The organism is Gemmatimonadota bacterium (assembly GCA_040882465.1).
In the GTDB taxonomy this organism is placed as follows: domain Bacteria; phylum Gemmatimonadota; class Gemmatimonadetes; order Longimicrobiales; family Gaopeijiaceae; genus JBBEBG01.
Genome location: JBBEBG010000004.1, coordinates 1 through 16,737, shown reverse-complemented (window position 1 = coordinate 16,737; position 16,737 = coordinate 1). Strand labels below are relative to the sequence as shown.

Sequence of the window (16,737 nt, the reverse complement as noted above, 5' to 3'; positions counted from 1 at the left end):
CGAGATCGAAGACGTTGCAAGATCCGGGCCCCAGACTGAAGCACCTGATCCGAGGGGCGGCCATTCATTCCCGCCCTCAAATTGGATAAGAGCGCGGCCTCGGCGTCAACCCCTCCAGCGGATCCTGTCCCGCGCGAGGAATCACGACTCCCGGGTTGAGAATCCCCCGTGGGTCGAGGGCATCCTTCACGCGCCGAAACGCCTCCACAAGCGGGGGCGCCCAGATCTGGGACAGGAAGGGCGCACGGAGCCGGCCGTCCCCATGCTCGCCCGAAAGAGTCCCCCCGAGCGACGCGACGAGCTCCACGACCTCGTCGAGCGTTCCACGCACCCGGGCTTCCCAGTCCGAGCTCCCAACATCCACGAGGGGATTCACGTGGACGTTCCCGTCTCCCGCGTGGCCGAAGACCAGGGCGTCGAACCGGTGCGCCGCCAGGATCTCGTCGAGCCCGTCGAGGTAGGCGCCGAGCCGCTCGGGCGGGACGACGCTGTCCTCGATGAATTGGGTGGAGATCCGCCCGCGACCGGCCTCCCGCGCGATCATCGGGCCCGCGGCGTGCCGGAGGCCCCAGAGGCGTGCGACGGTGTCCGGCTCCCTCGCCACAACCGCTCCCCGTCCGGCGGATTCGCCGAGTCTCAGGGCGCCCGCCAGTCCCGCTTCTACCTCCTCTTCACTCCCACAGGTCTCGAGGAGGACGAGTGCATAAGCTCCCTCCGCCAGAGCGCCGACCTCGGGATCGCTTCCGACGTCGGCCATCTCCAGGAATCGCCGTCCGAGGAACTCGCAGGTGACCGTCCCGAGCGCCTCAGCGCCGAGGGCGATCCGGGTCAGCTCTTCGGAGGATCCGGCCGCGAGAACGGCCAGGCCGCGCGCGGGAGGGAGGGGAAGCGCGCGGAGCTCGACACGGGTGATGATGGCGAGCGTCCCCTCGCTCCCCGCGAGGAGCTGGGCAGGGTCCCCCGCCGCGAGGTAGCGGTCGAGGGCGTATCCGGAAGAGTTCTTGCGGAGCTTCGGCCACCCGGGGAGCGCCGCTCCCGGGTTTTCCCTCAGGCCGTCTTCGATCCTCCGGAATTCGTCGGGAACGGGGAGGTCGGCACCGACCTGGAAGGGCTCCCCCCAGGCGAAGAATCCTTCGATCCGAAGGAGCGACGCGGCCACGGAGCCGTAGCGAAAGCTCCGGGCTCCCGCTCCGTTGTTCGCGACGATCCCGCCCATCTGGCACCACCGCGCGGACGACGGGAGGAAGGGGAGAAACCTCCCGTGGGTGCGAGCAAGGCGCTCCACATCCGAGGCGATCGCCCCGGCGTCCGCCTGAATCCGCCCTTCCTCCGGCGAAAGCATGGCGGCCGCGCGTCCGATGCCGTCCATCTCGACGACGATGAAGGGCCCGAGATTTCCCCCGGGCATCCCCGTTCCGCCGCCGCGCGGGATCAGCGGAATTCCTTCGCTCCAACTCCAGCGCACGAGCGTCGCGAGCCCCTCCACTCCGGACGGGATGACGTACGCGGCGGGACTCGCGGAGAAGGGGCCGGAGACCAGGGAGGCCCGGCGCGCGGCCTCCTCTCCCTGAAAGACGGTTCCCTGGAAGGCGGCCGGAAAGGTGAGTGGCCGCGAGAGATGGTTCAGACCGGCTCCAGCGACTCTCGTGAGGGCTTCGGAGAACAGGCGCTGCAATACCCGGTCAGCTCGAGGCGGTACCCCGTTACCCGGAATCCCTCGGGGCGGTCTTCGAACTCCGCGAGGTCCTGGGAAGGGGGACGTCCGGGAAGGTCGAACATGCGCGAGCAGCGGAGGCAGCGCGCGTGGTGATGCGGATCGGTGCGGCCGTCGTAGCGGGCCGATCCGTCGCCGAAGGAGAGCTTCACCGCGAGGTCGCATCCCACGAGCGTTTCGAGACTCTTATACACGGTCGCGAGAGAGATCACCGGGATCTCGGCCCGTACCGCGAGGAACACCTCGTCCGCGGTCGGGTGCTTGTCGGTGGACACGAGGAATCGGTACACGGCCGCGCGCTGGTCCGTGAAGCGTTGACCGTTCGCCTCGAGGGCGTGGCGGAGGATGTCGTCGGCGGTGAGGCTCGGTGTCTGCATAGCTCTGGCCATAGGTGCGAAAGCTCCCGGCAAAAGCGTTCGCACCCAGCGGTAAATTGGCGTGCCGAGGATGTGGAATCTTTGAAAAAGCTAAGGGATCGCGAAAAAGTGTGTCAACGTCGTGACGGTTTTTCCCTTTCGTGGCAACGGCCATGCCGCCCCGACGGAGCCGGGTTGTGAGCGCACCCCAGGGGAGTGCGTCGCTCCTGAGCCTCGAGCCCCTTCTCGACGCCGTGAGGGAAGGGGTGGAGCAGGCCGGGTGGACGTTGTCGGGCCTTCAGAAGACGACGAGCCACGAATTCTCAGGGGCCTGGGCGGGAGAGTCCACTCGCAGCGCCTACCTCTTCTTCCATCGCGACGATCTTCCCGAAAGCGTCGGCGTTGAAGCCTTCCTCGACGAGACTTCCCAGGGGCTCAGGGGAAACCTCTCGATCGTGCTGGACGGCCCCTCATTGGGAAGGGTCGGGTCCGCCGCCGCAGTCCTCGAGCGACTCGTGCGGGCGTCGGGTGAGACGCTCGCCGCCTCGTACCGCACCCCCGTCGCCCTTCGCCTGACGCACGAACGGCGGGGCGCTCCCCTGGAAGAGGCGGGGGTGGAAGTGAGGATCAAGCTGATCATCCCGCCGGCCGCGGTCGAAGCGGGCGCGGACGCCGTCTCTTCGCTCGCAGCGTACACGGTCGGAGCGTTCGAATCGCTTCTGGAGCGTCCTGAGTTCGCGGAGCTCCTTCCACCCGTCGTGGATTGAATCGCACCTGAAGGAGGAGGCCACCCGCCCGCCAAGCCGCCCCTCGGAACCCGATCGGACTTGCCCCCGTGCGGTTCGGTTGCCTACTCTCTCCCCCCCTCGGCACCCCCGCACCAAACCGCCCGACAGGAGCTTCGGATGACCCGCGCGGCCAGCACGCTGGACGACCTCCTTCGCGAAGACCGCCGCTTTGCACCCCCGGACGACTTCAGGGAGGGGGCTCACGTCTCCGACGACGGCGTCAGGGAGAGGGCCGAGGCCGACCCAGAGGCGTATTGGGCGTCGTGGGCCGAAGAGCTCGACTGGTTCCGGAAGTGGGATATGGTCCTCGAGTGGAATCCGCCTCACGCCCGCTGGTTCGAGGGCGGACAGCTCAACGTCTCCTACAACTGCCTCGACCGTCACCTCGTGGGCGCGCGTCGCAACAAAGCCGCCCTCGTCTGGGAGGGGGAGCCGGGGGACGTCCGCACCTACACGTATTGGGACCTGCACCGGGAAGTGTCGCGCTTCGCGCAGGCGCTGAAGGACCTCGGCGTCCAAAAAGGGGACCGCGTCGCGATCTACCTGCCGATGATCCCGGAGGCGGCGATCGCGATGCTCGCCTGCGCGCGGATAGGGGCCCCTCACTCGGTGGTCTTCGGCGGGTTTTCCCCCGAGTCGCTCTCGGACCGGATCAACGACGCCACGGCGAAGCTCCTGATCACCGCCGACGGCGGGTACCGGCGAGGGAGCGTCGTCGCGCTCAAACGAAATGCCGACCAGGCGCTCGAGAGCTGTCCTTCGATCGAACACGTGGTTGTCGTCGCGCGCGGGTGGGACATCTCCCGCACGACGCAGACTGTGATGAAGCCGGGCCGGGATCTCTGGTATCACGACCTCCTGGCAGAGGTGGAACGGGGGTGTGACCCCGAGCCGATGGACTCGGAGGATCTCCTCTTCATCCTCTATACCTCCGGGACGACGGGGAAACCGAAGGGGGTCGTGCATACCACCGGGGGCTACCTGACGCAGGTCTACGCGACCACGAAGTGGGTCTTCGACCTCAAGGAGGACGACGTCTACTGGTGTACCGCGGACGTCGGTTGGGTCACCGGGCACTCCTACATCGTGTACGGACCCCTCTCGAATGGCGCGACCGTCCTCATGTACGAAGGCGCGCCCGACTTCCCCGATCGGGGGCGTTTCTGGCGTCTCTGCGAGAAGTTCGGGGTGACGGTCTTCTACACGGCGCCGACCGCCATCCGTGCCTTCATGAAATGGGGCGAGGATTGGCCCCAGAGGTCCGACCTCTCGCAGCTCCGCCTTCTCGGCACCGTGGGTGAGCCGATCAATCCGGAAGCCTGGATCTGGTACCACAAGTTCATCGGGGCGGAGCGGTGCCCGATCGTGGACACGTGGTGGCAGACGGAGACGGGGGCGATCATGATTACCCCCCTTCCGGGGGTAACCGAGACCAGGCCGGGGAGCGCCACGCTCCCCTTCCCGGGTATCGAAGCCTCGATCCTGAACGAGGCCGGGCAGGAGGTGAACGCCGGTTACCTCGCGATCACGCGTCCCTGGCCCGCGATGCTCCGGACGATCTACGGGGACGACCAGCGATACCGGGACACCTATTGGTCCAAGTGGGACGGCATCTATTTCCCTGGTGACGGCGCGAAGCGCGAAGAGGACGGGTTTTTCTGGGTCCTCGGGCGGGTGGACGATGTCCTGAACGTCGCGGGGCACCGCATCGGAACGATGGAGGTGGAGAGCGCGCTGGTGGATCACCCGGCGGTTGCGGAGGCGGCCGTGGTCGGGAAGGCGCACGACCTGAAAGGTCAGGCGATCGCGGCCTTCGTGACGCTCAAGGACGGGCGCTCTCCTTCGGAGGAGCTCGTCAAGGAGCTCCGCGCCCACGTCGCGACGAAGATCGGGGCGATCGCGCGGCCGGATGACGTGCTTTTCACGGCGGATCTTCCGAAGACACGCTCCGGGAAGATCATGCGGCGGCTACTCCGGGACATCGCTGAAGGGAAAGCGCTCGGGGATACGACGACGCTCGCGGATCCGGAGGTGGTGCGGCAGCTGAAGGAGAAGTACGAGGAGGGGGAAGGATAGGGCGAAGGGTTCGGAGGAAAGGCGAGCTCGGACTCCCTGCCATCCGCGGTGCGGGGGATCGGCGCAATCCTCCTCTTTCCCCCGCTCCTGGACGGTCGTCCGAGCTCGCCTCCCCCCCGAACCCTTCGCCCTACTTTTCACTTTCCCCCATCAGGGGGAGAAATAGAACTACCGCGGTTGCTCGACGTAGCGGAGGTACGGCTTCGGGGCGCGCCACCCGTTGGGAAAGCGCTCCTTGGCCTCGGCTTCCTGCACTGAGGGGAGAATGATCACCTCGTCGCCGTTGTTCCAATTCGCGGGGGTCGCGACCTTGTGGTTCGCGGTGAGCTGCATCGAATCGATGACGCGAAGCACCTCGTCGAAGTTCCTCCCCGTGCTCATCGGGTAAGAGATGAGGAGCTTGATCTTCTTGTCGGGCCCGATGACGTAGACGTTTCGGACGGTCTGGTTGTCCACGGCGGTCCGTCCGTCGCAACTATCCCCTGCTTCCGAGGGAAGCATCCCGTACAACTTCGAGACCTTCAGGTCCGTATCCGCGATCATCGGGTAGTTCGGCGCCGTCCCCTGCGTCTCCTCGATGTCCTTCGACCAGCCCTTGTGGCTCTCCACCGGGTCTACGCTCAGCCCCATGATTTTCACACCACGCCGGTCGAACTCGGGCTTGATGCGGGCCATGGTGCCAAGCTCCGTCGTGCATACCGGGGTGAAATCCTTCGGGTGGGAGAAGAGGACACCCCAGGAGCCGCCGAGCCAATCGTGAAAGCGAATCGGGCCCTCGGTGGTTTCAGCGGTGAAATCGGGAGCTTCACTCCCGATCGCGAGAGGTCCAGCCATCGTCATTCCTCCTCCGCGGGCTTCCGTGCGGAGCCGCGGGATGGTGTGTGCGAAGTGCCCCAACGGAAACTCCGAGGGGATTCCCAATGTAGTGAGTCGCTGGGCATCGAGGACAGGGTGAGACAGGGTCTACGATTCCCTCGTTTCACGACCGGGACGCCTCAGAAATCGAGATCCACTGGCATCCCCCGCAGATCTTCCCAACATTGGCCCGGTCGCCATTCGTCCGCCGATCCCCTGAGAGCGAGGGTTGTCATGACCAAGCGAATACCGACTTCGAAGGAACAGTTCCTGGACGTCTACGAGCGTGAGCACGCCACGACGATGCGGGTGCTTCACGCGTACCCCACGAACAAGCTCGATCTGCGTCCCCATCCGAAGTGCAAGTCGGCCCGCGAGCTCGCCTGGGTCTTCGTGCTTGAGCGCGGGCTCGGCACTATGGTGATGAGTGACGCCTTCGCAAGCGGACCGCCCTCCGGCGAGATGCCCGAGGCCCCCGAATCCTGGGATATGATCCTGGGTGCGCTGGAAAAGGCTCACACCGAGTTCGCGGAGCTCGTGAAGTCCATCCCCGACGAAAAGATGACGGAGACCGTCAAGTTCTTCAGCGGCCCGGGGAAGATGGACGACTGGACGCGCATCGACTTCTGTTGGTTTCTCCTGCACGATCAGATCCACCACCGCGGCCAGTTCTCGATTTATCTCCGCATGGCGGAGGGGAAAGTGCCCTCCATCTACGGGCCGTCGGGGGACGAGCCCTGGATGTAGGGGTCGCCTCCTTCGCGGGATCTCGGTGGTATCTTGAGAGATGCGTGAATCCATCTCCCGGCTCTTCGAGCGCACCTTCGGGGCGCCGGCCGAATCCATCGAGCGCGTCGCGGCCGACGGGTCCCGGCGGGAGTACCACCGGCTCCGCGGCGGTCCGCACGGTTCGGTCATCGGCGCCTATGGCCCGGACCCGGACGAAAATCGGGCCTTCTTCTCCTATACGCGGACATTTCGCGAGACCGGACTTCCCGTCCCCGAGCTTTATGCCGTGGATGAATCCGCCGGGGCCTGGCTCCTCGAGGATCTCGGCAACCTCACCCTCCTCGGTGCGCTGTCGGTGGCTCGGAGTGCGGAGGGTGTCTTGTTTCCCTCCGCGATCCTTCCCACCTACGAGCGGGCCCTGGAGGCGCTCGTCCGATTTCAGATCGAAGGCGGGCGGTCGATCGACTTTTCGGTGGCCCACCCCCGGGGGGAGTTCGACGCGAGGGCCATGCGGTGGGACCTCAACTACTTCAAGTACCAGTTCCTGCGACTCTCGGGGGTCGCCTTTCATGAAGGGCGGCTCGAGGAGGACTTCGACCGCCTGACCGCGTTTCTCCTCGAGGCGGATCGCGCACACTTCCTTTACCGGGATTTTCAGTCCCGCAACATCCTCCTCCGTGATGAGACACCCTGGTTCGTGGACTACCAGGGGGGACGCCGGGGTGCCCTCCAGTACGACGTGGCGTCGCTCCTCTACGACGGAAAGGCCGCCATTCCCGACAAGGTTCGTCGCCACCTCCTCGATCACTACCTTCAGGCCCTGGGCGACGTCCTTCCAATCGAGCGCGAGCCCTTCGATGCGCACTTTCGGGGGTACGTCCTGATCCGGATCATGCAGGCCATGGGCGCGTACGGGCAGCGCGGGCTCTACGAGCGAAAGCCCCTTTTCCTCGAGAGCATCCCTTACGCGGCCCGAAACCTCCAGGGTCTCCTCGACGCGGGGCTTCCCGTGGCGCTCCCCGAGCTCACCGCAGCCTTCCACCAGATCGTCGAGCGGTGGCCTCTCCCGGCAGGGGTAGCCCCGGATTCGCTCGGCCTCACCGTTCGGATTTCGAGCTTCAGCTACCGCGCCGGAGTGCGGCGCGACGAAGGCCCGCACGGCGGGGGATTCGTCTTCGACTGCCGGGCCCTACCCAATCCGGGACGAAGCCCCGAATACGCCGGCGTCACCGGGCTGGACCCGTCGGTCGCGGCCTTCTTCGAACGGGCACCGGAAGTGGAGGACTTCTGGACCCGGGTCGTGCCGCTCGTCGAAGCTCATGTGGAGAACTATCGAGGGCGGGGCTTCACAGACCTCGCCGTCTCCTTCGGATGCACGGGAGGACAACACCGCTCCGTGTATTTCGCCGAGCGACTGGCGCGCCACCTGCGCGAGCGCTTCCCGGACGTGGCGGCGAAGGTCGCGCACCGTGAAGCGGACCGCTGGCCGGAGAAGCCGTGGAAGCCCTGATCCTCGCAGCGGGACTGGGGACGCGGCTCGGGGAGATCGGAAAGGAGACGCCCAAGGCCCTTCTCGAGGTCGCGGGGCGCACGATGCTCGAACACGCAGCGCGGCGCCTGGCCGCCGCGGGGGTGGATCGCGTCATCGTGAACGCGCACCATCACGCCGACCAGATCGAGCGTTTCGTGGCCTCCCACGACCTCGGGGTCGAGGTTCTGGTTTCTTTCGAGAGGGAGCGCCCGCTCGAAACCGGCGGGGCCCTCGTCCACGCGCGCCATCTCTTCCGGCGCGAAGAACCTTTTTTCATTCAAAACGTGGACGTGATCGCAGACCCTGACTACCGAGCCCTTCTCGCGGCTCACTACGAGTCCGGTGCGCTCGTCACCCTCGCGGTGAGCGGCCGGCCGAGTCCACGAAAGCTCCTCTTCGACGACGACGGACTTTACGGATGGGTGAACGAAACCACCGGAAGGGGCGCGGGAATTCGTGAGCCAAGGGGGGAAGTCCAGCGTTGGCCATTCACCGGCATCCACGTCGCGTCGCCCGCGCTTCTCGATCTGATCACGGAGGAGGGGGTCTTTTCGATCCTCGATCCGTACTTCCGGCTCGCGAGGATGGGGTCCGCCATCCGTCCCGCCTCGATCGGAGACGCCCTCTGGATGGAGGTCGGAACGCCGGAGCGCCTCGCGGCGGCGCGCGCCGTCCTGGAGGAATCCGAGCGGAGGCCCGGGTCGAGGTAGGGGGCTCGCCCTGAATGGCCGCGTCAGCGGCGGGTTCGCGCTCCTCGAGGGGACGCCGGAAAAAGTGCCGGCTCGTGGCGGAGGGGAAAAAAGGTGCCGCGGAAAGAAGTGCGCTCGGGCCCCGCCTCAATGCGTCATCTGCCAGACGGCGATGTTGATGCCGATGGCATAGGCGTCCGGTGAAAAGAGGCTGAAAAAGCGGGGGTCTTCGGCTTCGCGCTCCCACCCGTCGCTGATGTCCGTATTGTGCGTGGCGATCACGAGGAGGCGGCCATCTTCGTCGAAAATCGCGCGCATCGAAGGAATCGCGCTGTCCGCGCCTTGCTCCGAAGTACCGCCGCCAGACTGATTCCAGTGCTGAATCGAAGGGATCTGCGGAATGCGAAGGATGTCGTACACGATCCGGAAGAGCGGGTGGTCCCGCGGGATTTCCTCGAAGGCGTACTCGGGGAGGACCCGCTGCATCTCCCGCTGGAAATCCACCCAGGCTCGCGAACCCCAGAAGTCATCCGCCCAGAAGGTGCCACCCTTGAGGAAAAACGTCCTCATCGCGTCGGCCTCGTCGGGGGAGAATCCGAGCTCGCCCACATCCGTGGCGTAAAGGAAGGGGCACCGAAAGAGGTCGGGATCCGAAGGGCGGACGATCGCGTGGCCGGGCTGCCCATCGGACCAACGCGCGACCGGCGTCGGGGTCAACTCGCCCAGGCGCGTCGGGAGATTCCGGTCCGCGTTGGGAAAGTCGGTGTCCCAGCCTCCGCCGGACGGGTCATTGCGGTACGAATCATAGGCGAGGCGGCAAAGGGTGAACCCGCCCGGTACGTCGGGGAGACCGGATCCGACCCGAACAGTCGAATAACCGCCGCTGCCGCGGAATCGCTGGGCCTCGCCCGGGGAAGCCAAGCACAGGAGGAGCGCCGAGAGGGCGAGGGGCGCGGTGAGCGCTCGAGGGATCACGTTGCTCTCGATCCGATGGGGAAGGGGGCCGCCGTCGTGTGGGATGGCCCTATCCAAAACATACGCCGAAGAAGGGAAAGCGGGCAACGATCGAGTGTCCGAGATTCGTGAGGGCGGAGGCCGCCGGTCGGGGCGAGCGTCCTAACCGAAGAACTGGGCCGACATTCCCGGGCGACGGGCAGAAGGTGGGAGCCGGCCTCCCTGCCGTACGCGGTACTGCTTCGAGGGCTTCCCTCCTTCTTCCCCCGCTCCCGGACGGTCGGCCAGCTCCCACCCTCTGCCCGTCCCCCGTCTGTCCTTCCCCGATTGGCTTAGTCTGTCGCGAGCGGGTCAGGCGGGCTCGGCTGCCTTTTCCCCTCGGGCTTTTTCCGAACCGGCTTCGCCGGGATCCCGAGGTGGAGGGTATACGGCTCCGTGTCGCGCGTCGCGACCGCGAGTGCGCCGACCATCGAGTGTTCGGCCACATGCACGCCAGCCAGCACTGTCGCGTGATAGGTGATCCGCACTCCGTCCCCGATGATCGTCGTGGGGTTCTCGATCAGGTGCGGGTCCACGATGTCGTGCGTGTGCGAATAGATGTTCGCAAAGTCCGCGACGCTCACTCCGTTCCCCAGCCGGATCCCGCCCCGGTCGTCCAGGAGCACGTGCCGGTGCACGACGCACCCGTCTCCCACCTCGATGTTGTAACCGAAGGAGAACTTCACGAAGTGGAAGGCCTTGAAGTTCTTCCCGCACTTTCGGAAAATCCTCTTGGCCAGGATCCGGCGAAAGCGGATGCCCAGGTCCACATTTTCTCCGAGCGCGCTCTTGTCGAACATCTCCCAGAGCCAGATCAACGGCTTCGTTCGCGCATACTTTTCGGCGTCCGTTTCCTGGTAGTACTCGGGCTCGAGAGTGATATTCCTCGGATCCATCTGGAGGAGCGCGATCCGCGACGCCTCGGGAAGCGAAGACGGGTCGGCGCCTGCCAATCCCGGGTAATAGATTTCGGTCAGGACCTTCCGGCACAATTCGTTCCGGTCGCAGTCGGGACGGTCCAGCTCGCGGTCGAGGGCCTTCAGCCACGAGTCGTAGGCGCGCCGGGTCGAATCCGGCAGGGGCACGGACCGTAGGGGAAGAAAGGGCATGAGGTCCTGACCGTATCGGGTTCGCAGAAGGATTCATGGCGGCAGGCCGCAAAATCAGCCCCATTATACTGAGGCAATCGCGCGGTGCGCGGAAGGAGCGGCGAGAGAGACCCATGCACGAGACATTGCGGAGGCGAATCCTACGTCGGCTGGAGACCCTACCCGAGCCCCAGCTCTACCAGGTCCTGGATTACATCGAATTCCTCGAATCCCGTTACGGGAAAGGAGTTACCGAGGACATCTCCACGCTCCAGACCCTCGCGGAACGCCTGGAGGACGGACTTCGGAAGCGCACGCTGAGCCCCAATACGCTCCGGGAGGCCTTTCAGATCATCTCCGCCGCGGACAAGGTCCTACACTCGATTTCCGAGGCCGGGAAGGGGCTTCTCGCCGAGATCCAACCAGCTGCGGAAGTACGGGAGACCAAGGGAAAAGAGGGAAGCGCCGGCGGCCCGGTTGACACCTAAGTCCCGGGCCCGATAAACTCTTCCATGGAATCAGCCGACAGCCCAGATCGCCGGCTCGCGCGCCCTTCGAGGGAATCCCGCTTCGGCGGGTGGACTCTCGGCGGGCGCGTTCTCGTTTTCACGCCGGCGCGCTGAGGAGGACCCATGGCGGACTCTCCCCGCCGCACCGCCGATTCGATCTCCGAGGCCCTTACCTTCGACGACGTGCTCCTCTATCCGGGGCACTCGACGGTTCATCCCCGGGACACGAAGGTCGAAACGGCGCTGACGAGCGCGATCCGGCTCTCCATTCCGCTCCTCAGCGCCGCGATGGACACCGTCACCGAGTCCCGGATGGCCATTGCCATGGCCCGGGAAGGGGGGATGGGGATCATCCACAAGAACATGCCCGCGGAGCGGCAGGCCGCCGAAGTGGACCGGGTGAAGCGGTCGGAGAGCGGGATGATCTTGAGTCCGATCACCGTGGGCCCGGACGCGTCGCTTCGAGAGGCACTCGCCCTCATGGCCCGCTTCTCCATCTCCGGGGTTCCGGTCGTGGATGGGAAGGGAAGACTCATCGGGATCATCACGAATCGGGATCTCCAGTTTGAAGGCGATCTGAATCGGAAAGTCCGTGAAGTCATGACCTCGGAGAGGCTCGTCACCACCCCCGTCGGGACGACGCTGGAGGAAGCCGAGGTGGTCCTGCACCGCCACCGGATCGAAAAGCTCCCCGTCGTGGATGAGGCGGGCTCGCTCGCCGGGCTCATTACGGTGAAGGACATCGTGAAACGGCGGCAGTACCCCAACGCCTGCAAGGACGAGCGCGGCCGTCTCCGCGTGGGAGCGGCGATCGGGGCCTCCGAGGTGGACCTCGACCGGGCGCGGGCCCTGGTGGACGCCGGCGTGGACGTCCTCGTGATCGACACCGCGCACGGGCACTCCGAAGGGGTGCTGACCGCCGTGACGCGGACCCGCGAAGCCCTCCCCGGCGTGCAGCTCATCGCGGGAAACGTGGGAAGCCGCGAGGGTGCCGAGGCGCTCGTGGAGCGCGGCGTGGATGCGGTGAAGGTCGGGGTGGGGCCGGGTTCCATCTGCACCACTCGCATCGTGACCGGGGTCGGCGTCCCGCAGCTTACCGCGATCATGGAGGCGGTCGAAGGGACGAAGGGAAAGGTGCCCGTGATCGCGGATGGCGGTGTTCGTTATTCAGGAGACCTCGTCAAGGCGCTCGCGGCGGGCGCCGAGGTCGTGATGATGGGCTCGATGTTCGCGGGCACTGACGAGTCGCCGGGGGAGAGCTTCCTCCTCGAAGGAAGGCGCTTCAAGATGGTGCGAGGGATGGGATCCCTCTCCGCCATGGAAGAGGGCTCGGCCGACCGGTACTTCCAGGAAGGGCAGAACGACGTGCGGAAGCTCGTCCCCGAGGGGATCGAGGCGCGCGTCCCCTACAAGGGTCCTCTCTCGGACACCGTCTTTCAGCTCGTGGGCGGGATCCAGAGCGGGATGGGGTACTGCGGGGCCGCCACTCTTCGAGAACTTCGCGAACGTGCCCGTTTTTGCCGGATCAGCACCGTAGGGCTCCGCGAGTCCCATCCGCACGACGTCACGATCACCCGCGAGGCGCCCAACTACCACCTGTAGTCCCGGCGGTGTGTTTCTCCGGACGGCGCGGCGATCGGCTGGATCGATCCTTGCAACTCCCGACCCGCGCAACCGGTCACCCTTGCTGCCTCGCCTCCTCCGCCTACCTTTTCCGCTTCGCGGGACGGACGCGCACCCAAAACTGGACCTGGATTTCCGGAATGGACGTCTCACAACTCGAGCTGACTGTCGCGACCCTCACCCCGCGCCTCCTCCTGGGCCCGGGGCCGTCCCCCGTTTCGCCTCGCGTCGCGGACGCCCTCTCTCGGCCCGCTCTCGGTCACCTCGACCCGCAGTTTCTCGCTCTCCTCGATGACGTGAGCGACCGGCTTCGGGGAGTCTTCGGCACGCAGAACGAAACGACCTTCGCCATCTCAGGGACGGGCTCCGCGGGGATGGAGACTTCTCTCGTGAATCTCCTGGAGCCTGGAGACACCGCGATCGTCGGGATCTGTGGTTTCTTCGGGGCGCGGCTCGCGGAGATGGCGAAGCGGATGGGGGCCAGGGTTGTCACCGTCGAGGCGCAGTGGGGGCAAGTCCTCGATCAGGAGCAGCTGATCGAGACGCACCGCGCGCATCCGGAGGCGCGGCTCTTCGCCGTCGTGCAGGCCGAGACTTCGACGGGCGCACGCCAACCCCTGACGGAGCTCGGTGCATACCTCCAGGGCGAGAAGACTCTCCTCGTCGTGGACGCGGTCACCTCGCTCGGCGGGATTCCGGTGGAGGTGGACGCGCTCGGGGCGGACGTCTGTTATTCGGGGACGCAGAAGTGCCTCGGCGGACCCTCCGGGCTCGCGCCGATCACCTTTTCGCCCCGTGCGATGGAGCGTGTCCGCACACGGAAGACCCCGTCCACGAGTTGGTACTTCGACGTCTCCCTGATTCAGAACTATCTCGGCGCCGAGCGTCGTTATCACCACACAGCGCCCATCAACCTCTTTTATGCTCTGCACGAGGCGCTCCGCGAGCTGGACGAGGAGGGGATGCTGGCCCGCGTCGAGCGGCACCAGCGAGTGGGCGACCGCCTGAAGGCCGAGCTCGGGGCTCGGGGCTTCCGTCCATTCACCGATCCGAGCCATCGGCTCCCCCAGCTCACGGCGGTCTACCTTCCGGACGCACGCGAGGAAGCGCCCCTCCGTGCCATGCTACTCGAGACGCACGGAATCGAGGTGGGCGGTGGGCTCGGACCGGCGAAGGGAAAGATCTGGCGCGTCGGACTCATGGGGCACGGCGCCCGCGACGAGTCGGTGGACCGGCTTCTCGCCGCCGTGGACCAACTTTTCCTGGGCCAATGAGGAGAGGACGGGTGGTAGACGGCTTGCGCTTCTGGGGCGTGACGGTCCTCGCCCTGGCCCTATCGTCCTGCGCGAGGGCCGGAACGACCGACCTTCCTCGCGCGCCCGCTCCGCTTGGCGCGCTGGCCGATCCCGAGCTCGTGACGGCGGCCCCCGACCCGGCCGGCCTGGCCTCTCTCGGGGAGCTCCGCGCGCCGGCCACTCCGGCGGACCCGATCCTCTCGACCGCGGCGTCCACGGATCCCTTCATCCGTGACCGCGTGGCCTTCTGGATCGAGCTCTGGGGGAACGACCAGCCCGACCTCTTCACCCGTTATCTCGACCGGATGGGGCGGTACGTGGAGCTCGTGGACGAAGAGCTCGAGCGGCGCGGGCTTCCGGCGAGCCTTCGTTACCTCCCGATCGTCGAGAGCGGCTACCTCCCGAGTGCGGTTTCGCGGGTGGGGGCCTCCGGTCTCTGGCAGATCATGACCCCGACGGCGCGGGGCCTCGGGCTTTCCGTCAGCGGGATCGTAGACGACCGGCGCGATCCGGTCGCCTCCACGCTGGCGGCCCTCGACTACATGGAGGAGCTCCATGCCCAGTTCGGGTGCTGGCTCCTCACGCTGGCGGCATACAACGCCGGTCCCGGGAGAATCCGAAGGCTCCTGGAGCAACATGCGGAAGGTCTGTCGCTGGAGGGTGAAACTCGATTCCTCGCGATCCGGCCTCACCTTCCTGCCGAGACGCGCGATTTCGTCCCGAAGTTTCTCGCGGCGGCCGCGCTCGCGGGCGATCCCGAAGCTTTCGGGTTCCCCGCCTCCCGCTCGACGCCCTGGCTCTTCGACGAAGTCCTGGTCCCCGACGCCACCTCGCTTGACGTCGTCGCCTTCGCGGCGGGGGTCCACGAGGAGGAGGTCCTCGCGCTGAACGCGCATTACGTGCGCGGTTTCACTCCCGCGGGGGAGACCCGGACCGTGCGTGTCCCCTTCGGCCGGGCCTTCGAGTTCGAACGAAACTTCGCCCTGATTCCACCCGAAGAGCGGCTCACATTCGTCGAGCATGTCGTGGCTTCGGGCGAGACTTTCTCGCATATCGCGGCGCGTTACGGGGTGGCGCTCTCGGAGCTTACGGGAATGAACGCGAGCGTGAACGAGCGGCGCCTCCGGATCGGGATGACCATCGTGGTTCCGGTGGGATCCCGTGGCGGGCGTGTGGCATCCCCGGTCGCCACGCAGATCGCCACGAATCAGGGCGCCAGCGGAAGCGTACATACGGTCTCGTCCGGAGAAAGCTTCTGGACCATCGCGCGACGCTACGGCATCTCGACGCCCGCGCTCGCGGCCGCGAACGGACGGGCTCTCGGCGAGCTCATCCACATCGGGGACGAGCTGCGCATTCCCTGAAGGGTTCGCGCGGCCGCAGCCCTCGGCGGCCCGCGGACATCACCCCACCGCAGGTCTTCGCGTTCGCGCTACAAGCGTCGCTATGCGCCCTCGCGAACCCCGGTCCGGCCTATTTCGGCAGTCCCGCCAATACCAGAACCCAGCCACGCGTTTGTGGACCCCGTAGGCGCCGAAGCGTACCATGTAACATTGGCCGCCGGCGCCCAGAGACCAGAATACCAGAACCCTGCGGCCGATTTCGGTCGTTATCGGAAATGCCTCGTTTCCTTTCCAACACCCCGTACGTTTCGCGTTTTCGTCATAGGAGTCACGGTTTTTCATCGACGATCGGGAAGGTAAGAGCCCGAAGTCGCTGTATCAGTACCGTCGCAGAACAGGCACGGTCTCTGCGTGTTCTTATGGGGCCTCGCGGCTGCGGCTGCCCCAATTGAGGAGGGTCGATGAGTGCACCACGCCGAGCTGTCTTCATTCTTAGCGCGCTCAGTCTCGCCGGACCAACGGCAGGGCAGGCCCAGCTCTTCGACGAAACCGCCTTCTCCGCATGGATTGGTGGTGGGACCAACGAGTTTGAGGAACGCTTCCCCTTCTCACCGCAGGTGGCGCTTCGCCTCGAAGGCTTGCCCTGGCAACACGTGTGGATCGGAGCGGATGCGACCGCCTCCTTTGTTCACGAAGAGGAAAGCTGTGTGGCCGCCGTGGGCGCCGATTGCGGAGACGGACTTGGCCTTGCAGTGAGGCCCACGATATCGGGACTCATGAGGATTGAGATGGGCGAACAGGGGGCGCGCCCATATGTCGCCGGCACGGCGGGAGTGAATCTCGCTCGTATGTCGACCATGCTTGGCGTCGGCGTCGGCACGAGGTTTCCGGAAGCCTTCCTTACACATGATCTCAGTCTCGAGGCCCGTTATCGCGTTGACAGCCGTCAGTTTGGCCGCCGGTATCGGCATTGGGAGTTGATCGCGGGCGTAAACGCGCGCTGAGTGTCGACTCCGTCCGGTCCGTTAAGATGGATCACGCAACCGTTCAACGAGCGACGAGGCACTTCCGATAACAACGCGTGTGCCGGCTGCGGCGCTGAAGCGCCTCCGCTGTAACCCTTCGCCTCGTCACGGTCCGTGCGATGC

Annotated in this window: 15 protein-coding genes; 10 read left to right on the top strand and 5 right to left on the bottom strand. The window is 66.1% G+C overall.

The features are described from left to right. Window positions 1–76: 76 nt before the first annotated feature. Together WEG36_01345 and WEG36_01340 are read right to left on the bottom strand one after the other, a co-directional pair. The gene (locus tag WEG36_01345; protein MEX1256237.1) at window positions 77–1,675 is read right to left on the bottom strand and encodes an FAD-binding oxidoreductase; all 1,599 of its coding nucleotides are present in this window, start codon (window positions 1,673–1,675) and stop codon (window positions 77–79) included. Beyond that, the gene (locus WEG36_01340; protein ID MEX1256236.1) at window positions 1,624–2,103 is read right to left on the bottom strand and encodes a transcriptional repressor; all 480 of its coding nucleotides are present in this window, start codon (window positions 2,101–2,103) and stop codon (window positions 1,624–1,626) included. The genes WEG36_01345 and WEG36_01340 overlap by 52 nt, the downstream gene beginning before the upstream one ends. Before the next feature lie 164 nt (window positions 2,104–2,267). Between WEG36_01340 and WEG36_01335 the strand changes: the two genes are divergently transcribed. Together WEG36_01335 and acs are read left to right on the top strand one after the other, a co-directional pair. Next, entirely contained in the window at window positions 2,268–2,837 is a 570-nt protein-coding gene (locus WEG36_01335; GenBank protein MEX1256235.1) for a hypothetical protein, read from the top strand. A 138-nt stretch (window positions 2,838–2,975) separates the two neighbouring features. Then, window positions 2,976–4,934, top strand: coding sequence for an acetate--CoA ligase (gene acs, locus WEG36_01330; protein ID MEX1256234.1), 1,959 nt, complete (start codon window positions 2,976–2,978; stop codon window positions 4,932–4,934). Between the two features lie 168 nt (window positions 4,935–5,102). Here acs and WEG36_01325 read toward each other — a convergent pair whose 3' ends face one another. Next, window positions 5,103–5,768 (bottom strand): peroxiredoxin, encoded by a 666-nt coding sequence (locus WEG36_01325; GenBank protein MEX1256233.1) that lies wholly within the window; start codon window positions 5,766–5,768, stop codon window positions 5,103–5,105. Window positions 5,769–6,023: 255 nt separating this feature from the next. Here WEG36_01325 and WEG36_01320 point away from each other — a divergent pair, with 255 nt between their 5' ends. From WEG36_01320 to WEG36_01310, 3 genes are read left to right on the top strand one after another with little or no spacing between them, the layout of a single operon-like run. Then, a complete protein-coding gene (locus tag WEG36_01320; GenBank protein MEX1256232.1) occupies window positions 6,024–6,536 on the top strand; it encodes a DinB family protein in 513 nt (170 codons plus the stop codon). Window positions 6,537–6,576: 40 nt separating this feature from the next. Beyond that, a complete protein-coding gene (locus tag WEG36_01315; GenBank protein MEX1256231.1) occupies window positions 6,577–8,028 on the top strand; it encodes an RNase adapter RapZ in 1,452 nt (483 codons plus the stop codon). Then, window positions 8,016–8,759 (top strand): nucleotidyltransferase family protein, encoded by a 744-nt coding sequence (locus tag WEG36_01310; protein MEX1256230.1) that lies wholly within the window; start codon window positions 8,016–8,018, stop codon window positions 8,757–8,759. The genes WEG36_01315 and WEG36_01310 overlap by 13 nt, the downstream gene beginning before the upstream one ends. Window positions 8,760–8,885: 126 nt before the next feature. Here WEG36_01310 and WEG36_01305 read toward each other — a convergent pair whose 3' ends face one another. Then, window positions 8,886–9,713, bottom strand: a complete 828-nt coding sequence (locus WEG36_01305) for a DUF4159 domain-containing protein (protein ID MEX1256229.1) — start codon at window positions 9,711–9,713, stop codon at window positions 8,886–8,888. Window positions 9,714–10,024: 311 nt separating this feature from the next. Further along, complete coding sequence (locus WEG36_01300; GenBank protein MEX1256228.1) at window positions 10,025–10,840, bottom strand: acyltransferase; 816 nt, start codon at window positions 10,838–10,840, stop codon at window positions 10,025–10,027. Between the two features lie 113 nt (window positions 10,841–10,953). Between WEG36_01300 and WEG36_01295 the strand changes: the two genes are divergently transcribed. The 5 genes from WEG36_01295 (at window position 10,954) to WEG36_01275 (ending at window position 16,593) form a co-directional block, all read left to right on the top strand. Continuing rightward, window positions 10,954–11,307 (top strand): hypothetical protein, encoded by a 354-nt coding sequence (locus tag WEG36_01295; GenBank protein MEX1256227.1) that lies wholly within the window; start codon window positions 10,954–10,956, stop codon window positions 11,305–11,307. Window positions 11,308–11,451: 144 nt separating this feature from the next. Then, window positions 11,452–12,930, top strand: coding sequence for an IMP dehydrogenase (guaB, locus tag WEG36_01290; GenBank protein MEX1256226.1), 1,479 nt, complete (start codon window positions 11,452–11,454; stop codon window positions 12,928–12,930). Between the two features lie 161 nt (window positions 12,931–13,091). Beyond that, window positions 13,092–14,225 (top strand): alanine--glyoxylate aminotransferase family protein, encoded by a 1,134-nt coding sequence (locus tag WEG36_01285; protein ID MEX1256225.1) that lies wholly within the window; start codon window positions 13,092–13,094, stop codon window positions 14,223–14,225. A gap of 11 nt (window positions 14,226–14,236) precedes the next feature. Next, a complete protein-coding gene (locus tag WEG36_01280; GenBank protein ID MEX1256224.1) occupies window positions 14,237–15,610 on the top strand; it encodes a transglycosylase SLT domain-containing protein in 1,374 nt (457 codons plus the stop codon). A gap of 440 nt (window positions 15,611–16,050) precedes the next feature. Next, window positions 16,051–16,593, top strand: a complete 543-nt coding sequence (locus WEG36_01275) for a hypothetical protein (GenBank protein MEX1256223.1) — start codon at window positions 16,051–16,053, stop codon at window positions 16,591–16,593. The last annotated feature ends 144 nt before the right edge of the window (window positions 16,594–16,737 follow it).